At 63.5% G+C, this 6368-nt stretch carries 5 protein-coding genes; all 5 read right to left on the bottom strand.

The window, feature by feature from the left end:
• Nucleotides 1–418 precede the first annotated feature (418 nt).
• Nucleotides 419–1225: a DUF4388 domain-containing protein gene (locus NZM16_RS07880; protein ID WP_295448593.1), complete on the bottom strand. Its 807-nt coding sequence runs from the start codon at nucleotides 1223–1225 to the stop codon at nucleotides 419–421.
• A gap of 106 nt (nucleotides 1226–1331) precedes the next feature.
• On the bottom strand, nucleotides 1332–2132 hold the full coding sequence (locus tag NZM16_RS07875; RefSeq protein ID WP_295448595.1) for an NAD-dependent deacylase: 801 nt from the start codon (nucleotides 2130–2132) through the stop codon (nucleotides 1332–1334).
• A 589-nt stretch (nucleotides 2133–2721) separates the two neighbouring features.
• Nucleotides 2722–3873 carry a M20 family metallopeptidase gene (locus NZM16_RS07870; RefSeq protein ID WP_295448597.1) on the bottom strand — a complete coding sequence of 384 codons (1152 nt, stop codon included), beginning with the start codon at nucleotides 3871–3873 and terminating at the stop codon, nucleotides 2722–2724.
• A 101-nt stretch (nucleotides 3874–3974) separates the two neighbouring features.
• The gene (locus NZM16_RS07865; RefSeq protein ID WP_295448599.1) at nucleotides 3975–4922 is read right to left on the bottom strand and encodes a carbohydrate kinase family protein; all 948 of its coding nucleotides are present in this window, start codon (nucleotides 4920–4922) and stop codon (nucleotides 3975–3977) included.
• Between the two features lie 137 nt (nucleotides 4923–5059).
• On the bottom strand, nucleotides 5060–6130 hold the full coding sequence (locus NZM16_RS07860) for a membrane dipeptidase (protein WP_295479754.1): 1071 nt from the start codon (nucleotides 6128–6130) through the stop codon (nucleotides 5060–5062).
• Nucleotides 6131–6368 lie beyond the last annotated feature (238 nt).

The following is a 6368-nucleotide window of genomic DNA, read 5'->3' as shown; positions in this document are numbered from 1 at the left end:
TCGCTGATCGTGCGGATGAATTGAGTCTTCCCCGAGGCAAAGGGCCCGGTCACTACGATCTTCACGGCCTGCATGGGTTGGCTGTCCTCCTCAGAGATCTATCGGAACAGGGGGTGAACCTTCGGTCCTCGCACCCACCTTCCATCAGGCGCAGATCACAGAAGTCGGCCTCAACCCCATCCGGAGATCCCATGGACCAACGGACAGACATCTCCCTTCCCACAGCCCGGAGGGCCACAAGGGAAGGAGCGAGAAGGGATCAGTTTTCTCGCCGGCGGAAACCCTGGACCGAAAGCCCTATCGTCCACCGGATGGGCAGAAACCGGATATCGGCCAGCTGGACGAAGGGATCTGGGATTGGCTGAACTCTTGCAGGCGGGCCAGGCCGCTTTCGGCAGCTCCGCTGCTCTCGAAAGCGCTACAGCCGACGGAAGTAATTGATCAGCTTCTCCACCACAGAGCGTGAGACTCCGCCCCCCGGCCCGCGGGCAGGCACCCCGGCAGGGGGGGTGGCCGGCGGCGGGGTTCCCAGCTCGATCAGCCCGGCTTGAAGGAGCCCGTAGATGATGCGCCGGATCTGGATCTCATCCATATTCAAACGGCGCATGATCTGCTCGATAGTGTTCCGCCCATTGACCTGGCTGATCACCCGCCACTCCTCCGTGCTCAGCTGCACTTTACGGATGGCCTCCGGACGGCTGGTCAGCCGGATCGGGATGTCGAGGTCCGGAAGCTCCTCCTTCAGGCGCTCCACCTCCCGGAGACGCCGGGCCCCCTCCATGATGATGTTCTCCAGATCCATGGGAACCGGAATGCGATTTTGCAGCGTCTGAAGATCCGGCTCGAAGCGGAAAGCGCCCTCGTTCCAGGAAAACAGCCGATACACCACGTCCAGCATCTGGGCCCGTAAGCTGTTCAGGATATCCTGCTGGGTGACATAGCCCGCTTCGATCAGCTTAAGGCCCAGCACCTTATCATCCTGAATGCGGGAGAGATCGAACGCCTTTAACTGTTCCGGTTGAAGCTTTCCAGCCCGCATCAGGACATCTGCCAGGCGCCCGTCCTGGCGATCCAGCGCTGCGTAGATCAGCTTGCCATCTTTAAAACAGAGGCGGGCAGTTCCATTCCGGCCCTCCACGATCAGCGTTCCCGTTTTCCGGGCCAGATGAATCAGGTTGAGCAGTTGGGCGGTGTTGAAATCCCGGAGGTTTCCCTTCAGTGCCATGCAGGATCCTCCCCGATGAACATCGAAACATTCCTTCATTTCAGGGATGGGGCAGCCTTCGGGATCCCCATCCCATCCCACGATCTTCGTCAACGGGTTCGGAAGCTCACCCCGTGGTCTCCCCCGGGTGAGTCGTGGATGCGGAAGCCTCCGCCGGTCCCAGCACAGCGTCGACCAGCTGGGGTAAGATTTCCGCCACGTCCCCGCGGATCCAGAGGTCGGCATATCGATCGGCGGCCGTTGGGGAGAGGTTCATGATGATCAGACGAGCGCCATGCTCTTTCGCCAGGATCGGCAGATCCCCAGCAGGGGCGACCTCTAAGGAGGAGCCGGCCACCAGAAACACGTCAGCCCGCCGGGCTTCCTGCTGAGCCGCCAGGAACGCCCGGGCCGGCAATTGCTCTCCAAACAGGATGATGTCCGGCTTCAGCACGCCTCCACACTGCTCACAGCGAGGGATCGTCCCATCCTGCAGGAAGGCCTCCAGATGAGGCTCCGCAGGGACCTTGCGATAGCAGCGGATGCAGGTCGCTTCCCGAAGATGACCGTGCACCTCGATGACGTTGCGGGAACCGGCTTTCTGATGGAGCTCATCGATGTTCTGGGTGATCAGCGCTTTAAGGATGCCAGCGGCTTCCAGACGGGCCAGGGCATAGTGAGCAGGGTTGGGCCGAGCTTCCCGGATCATACGAGCCAGCGGACGCACCCACTCGAAAAACGCCTCCGGGCGGCGGGAAAAGGCCCAGATGGAGGCCACCGCCATCGGATCATAGATCGTCCACAGCCCCGAGCCCTCACTCCGGAAATCCGGGATCCCGGACGGCGTGCTGATCCCCGCCCCGGTCAGGGCGACCAGATAACGGGAGCGCCGGATCAGCTCAGCCGCGCGAATCAGCTCATCGTGCATCACAGGTGTTTCCTCTGGTCAGGAGCTGCACAGCCAAAGAACGTAAGGGGCCGGGCAGGCCGCTCCAGCCAGCTATCCAGCCCCGAACCCCCTCCGTGCGTGGGGCAACGGCCAGCCCCCGCAGAAAATCTCTCCTCCTTTCCCGCGCCACCTGACGTTACGGGAAAGGGGAGCCTGCATGATGCTCAGCTTTATAATAGCGCAACTTACTCCCTGAGCGCCTTCCCTTTCATCAGGCAGGGGACCTTTCCCTCTCCCCGCAACTCAAAGGGCCGTGGGGGAGGGAAAGGAGATCTCCGATGGCAAGGAAGCCCCCATCTGGAAATGAATTTGGCGTAAGCCGCTCCCCGCGGCCCGGAGGATCGCGGGGAGGGGAATTTTCAACGCTTCTGCCTCTGTGAGATCTTCCGTGGCGCCCCGCCCGGTGGAGCCCCGATATGGGGATGATGACGATGGGCCGCGCCCCCATATGGGAGCATAGCCTATCCCACCCCATAAATTCCCAGAGGGCTCCATTTGGGGGATGGGTGGGGCTGCTGAAGCCAATCCCCCCGCCTCCGAAAGGCCCCCGGAGGATCAGTTGCGCTAACTATAATACCGTCCACCGGGCCAGCAAAGCGGCGACCAGGGCGGCCCGCGGAGGGAGGGAATCGATGCGCACATGCTCATCGAGGGCATGGGCGCCGTTGCCGATGGCCCCCAGGCCATCCAGCGTTGGGATACCCAGTGCCGCCGTGAAATTCGCATCGCTTCCCCCACCGGTTCCCCCTTCCGTAAGCGTCAGCCCCAATTCCGCCGCGATGGCCCGGGCCCGTTCAAAGGTAGAGACCATCAGCGGGTTGCGCTCCATTGGAGGCCGGTTGAACCCGCCCCGCACCTCCACGCGCGCGCCATCCAGGACCGGCCGCAGGTTCCGAAAGGCCTTCTCGATCCGATCCATTTCCGCCCGGGTGGCCACCCGCACATCCACCACCATCTCCGCATATTCCGGCACCACATTCGGACGGGTGCCGCCCTGAATCCAGCCCACGGTCACGGTGGTGCCCCGCCGGGGATCTGCCAGCCCGTGCAAGCGCATGATCTGATACGCCAGCTCCTCGATGGCGTTGACCCCGCGCTGAGGATCTGCTCCGGCATGAGCGGATCGACCATGGGCTACTACCACGAAATCCCCTACCCCCTTTCGGAAGGTCTTTAAGCTTCCATCGGGAAGGGCGGGCTCCAGACAGAGCACCAGATGGCTGCGCCGGGCCTCTTCCTCAATCAAAGGTCGGGAGGTCTCGCTCCCCGTTTCCTCATCGCTGGTGAAGAGCATACGGATCTGATGGGGTGGGCGAACGTTCAGGGCCCGGAGCCCCTGCAGGGCCCCCAGGAGGATCGCGATCCCCCCTTTCATATCGAAGACCCCGGGGCCGTAGAGCCGTCCGTTCTCCTCCCGAATCGGCATCCGGGTCAGGGTTCCGAGCGGCCACACGGTGTCCAGATGGCAGAGGGTGAGAATCCGGGTCGAGGCCTCCGGGTCTCCCCAGGTGGCGATCCAGTGATCCCCGACCGTCTCCTGAGGGATGCGTTCCACTCGGGCCCCAAGATCGCGCAGGCGATCCGCCACAAACTCCCCCAGCCGATCGACGGCCGCCTTCTCGGTGGTGGGCGACTCCCGAACGGTCAGCTCGCGCAACAAGGACACGAGCTCCTCTTGAAGCTGGAAGAACTGTTCCATCCAGGTCGTTCGCGATATCATGAGCGCTCTCCCGACGAGTCGCATCAAGCGATCCTGAGGGTGAGAGGCCGCCTCGGGCGGCCCCGCTCTAAACTCGGTAAGGTGAACGAGGTGCTCCCTCGTTAGATCACCAGCTGCTCATACAGCCGCTCCAGACTGAGGTCCGGGGAGACGGTCTCCCGGGAACGGAGGGTCAACGTGGCCGCCGCCACACCCAGGCGGACCGCTTCTTCGATCGGGATGTTATGAAGGAGCGCGAAGATCACCGCCGCCGTGAGGGCATCGCCCGCCCCGGTGAAATCCACGATCTCCGTGCGCAGGGCCGGGATATGCCCGCTGAGATCCCCTGCGGCATAGACCAGGCCCAGCTCCGCCATGGTGACAATAGCGATTTTCACCCCCAGCGCAGCAAGATATCGGGCCGCGAAGAGGGCTTCGTCCACACTGGAAACCGGCAGCCCGGTTAACGCCTCGGCCTCCGCCGTATTCGGGGTCACCAGATGCAGCTCGGGAAGGATCGGCCGGAGGCGCATAGCCAGCGTTGGCGAGGTCGGATCCGCCGCCACGGGGACGTTGAAGCGGCGGGCGAGACGGACCGCCATCCGCAAAGCAGCCGGGGAGAGATTCGCATCCAGCACCACCATAGCCGCCCGCTCAAACAGAGCCCGCCGAGTCTGGAGATAGCGCGGCGTGATCGCCTCCAGGATCCCCATATCATCCACGGCGACCACCAGATTGCCCTGTTCGTCCAGGACCGCCAGGTAAACCCCCGTTCGCCCTTCGGGAACCATCGTCACATGGGCGACGTCCACCCCCGCGCCCCGGGTCCGCTCCAGAACCCAGCGCCCGGCCTCATCATCCCCGACCGCTGAGATCAAGATGACCGGATGGCCCAAGCGAGCCAGGTTTTCGGCGATGTTGCGGGCCACACCGCCCACACTCCGGCGCACCTGGCCTGGGTTGGTGGCGCCCAGCCGGATGGCCCCCGCCGCGTAGCCCTTCAGATCCAGGCCCGCGGCTCCGATCACCAGAACCGGTCGCTCCTCCGGCCCCTCCCCTGCCGGCCACATCCTCTGCCTCCCAAGACTAAGGAAGAGTGGTGCTCCTCTACAAGCGCATAGAGGTGCTGCACCGATGGTTTCTCCCTTCCCCGCAACCCATTCGACGCCGGGAAGGGGAATTTCGGTCGAAATCCCCATGTGGGGGGTTAAGGAAGCCCCTTCCGAAGGATCCGCAACCAGTTCCCGCTCATCACGGCTTCGATATCCGCCTCCGCGAAGCCAGCCTCCCGCAGCGCCTGGGCGATTTTCGGGAGATCGGCTACGGTGTCGAATTCCGCCGGCGCTGACTCCGCTCCAAATCCCCCATCGAAATCGCTTCCGATCCCAACGTGGCGTGCATCCCCCACCCGCTGACAGATGTAATCAATGGCCCGCACCGCATCCCAGATCGTGACCGCTTCCTTCGGATCTCCTCGTGTCCACCCCTTTTTCAGCATTCCGTTATGGAGCACCACCCCGATCACCCCATCCCGATCCGCCAGCGCCCGGATCATCCCATCGGAAAGCTGACGATCCCCCGGGGCCACCGCCTGGGGATTGGAGTGGCTGGCGATGACCGGACCCTCATAGCGGTCCAGGGCCTCGAAGAAGCTCCGCTCCGCCATATGGCTGAGGTCCAGGATGATCGATAACTCCTGCATCGCTTTTAAAAGGCGGCGCCCCTCATCCGTCAGCGGGCCCGGTTCCCCGGTCCCGCCCGCATAGCGGGTGGCGCCCCAGGCCAGGCCGATGATCCGCACCCCCCGCTCATACCAGACCTCCACTTCCTCCGGCCGGCGGATCGGATCCGCGCCCTCCATCAACCGGACGATCCCGATCCTTCGAGGATCTGGATCCGGAAAGGGCGCTTTCCAGGTCTCCAGCACGGCTTCCAGATCCCTCCGGGTGTTGATCAAGCAAAAGCGGGGATGGGCGTCGGCTAAATGTTCATAGTAATCCAGTTGGGTCATCCCCTCGACGTAGGCCTCCTCGGGCGTGCGATAGACGCGCTCCAGAGGGGATCGGGCCCGGCGCGCCGGCATCACAAAGATCGTCCCGAAGATCACCGCCACTCCACCGGCCAGCCACTCGGGAAGGCCCAGCATGCATCGCCCATTCAAGCGTGGGATCTCCGTTCCCTCCTCTCGCTCCCGGGTGACATACGCCGACTGGGTGTAATCCCGTCCGAACGATCGGGCGTTCCAGGCCAGATCTTCATGGGCATCCACAATGAGCATGGCGTTGAGCGCTCCCTTTCGGAATCCGGTGGTGCCTTACCCACCAATGGTGCAGGTGGGGATCTTTTTGAGAAACAGGGCCTGGGGGCCAAAGCCCCCAGCCCGCCCCCGAAAGATTTTTTACGCCACATGCGATTTCAGGCGATAAGCCCGATCCAGGCGCCCTTGGGAGGGAAGCAGACCAAGCCCCTCCCCCCTCTCCAGGGCCTCATGGGCCCTGGAGAGGGGGGAGAAAAAT

This window comes from Thermoflexus sp. (assembly GCF_025055495.1).
In the GTDB taxonomy this organism is placed as follows: domain Bacteria; phylum Chloroflexota; class Anaerolineae; order Thermoflexales; family Thermoflexaceae; genus Thermoflexus.
Note: the sequence above shows the minus strand (reverse complement) of the source record. Positions and strands in the feature narration are given on the sequence as shown.

Coding starts and splice junctions, on each gene's coding strand:
- NZM16_RS07880 (WP_295448593.1), bottom strand. CDS start 1,225: ATGGCACTGAAGGGAAACCTCCGGGATTTCAACACCGCCCAACTGCTC.
- NZM16_RS07875 (WP_295448595.1), bottom strand. CDS start 2,132: ATGCACGATGAGCTGATTCGCGCGGCTGAGCTGATCCGGCGCTCCCGT.
- NZM16_RS07870 (WP_295448597.1), bottom strand. CDS start 3,873: ATGATATCGCGAACGACCTGGATGGAACAGTTCTTCCAGCTTCAAGAG.
- NZM16_RS07865 (WP_295448599.1), bottom strand. CDS start 4,922: ATGTGGCCGGCAGGGGAGGGGCCGGAGGAGCGACCGGTTCTGGTGATC.
- NZM16_RS07860 (WP_295479754.1), bottom strand. CDS start 6,130: ATGCTCATTGTGGATGCCCATGAAGATCTGGCCTGGAACGCCCGATCG.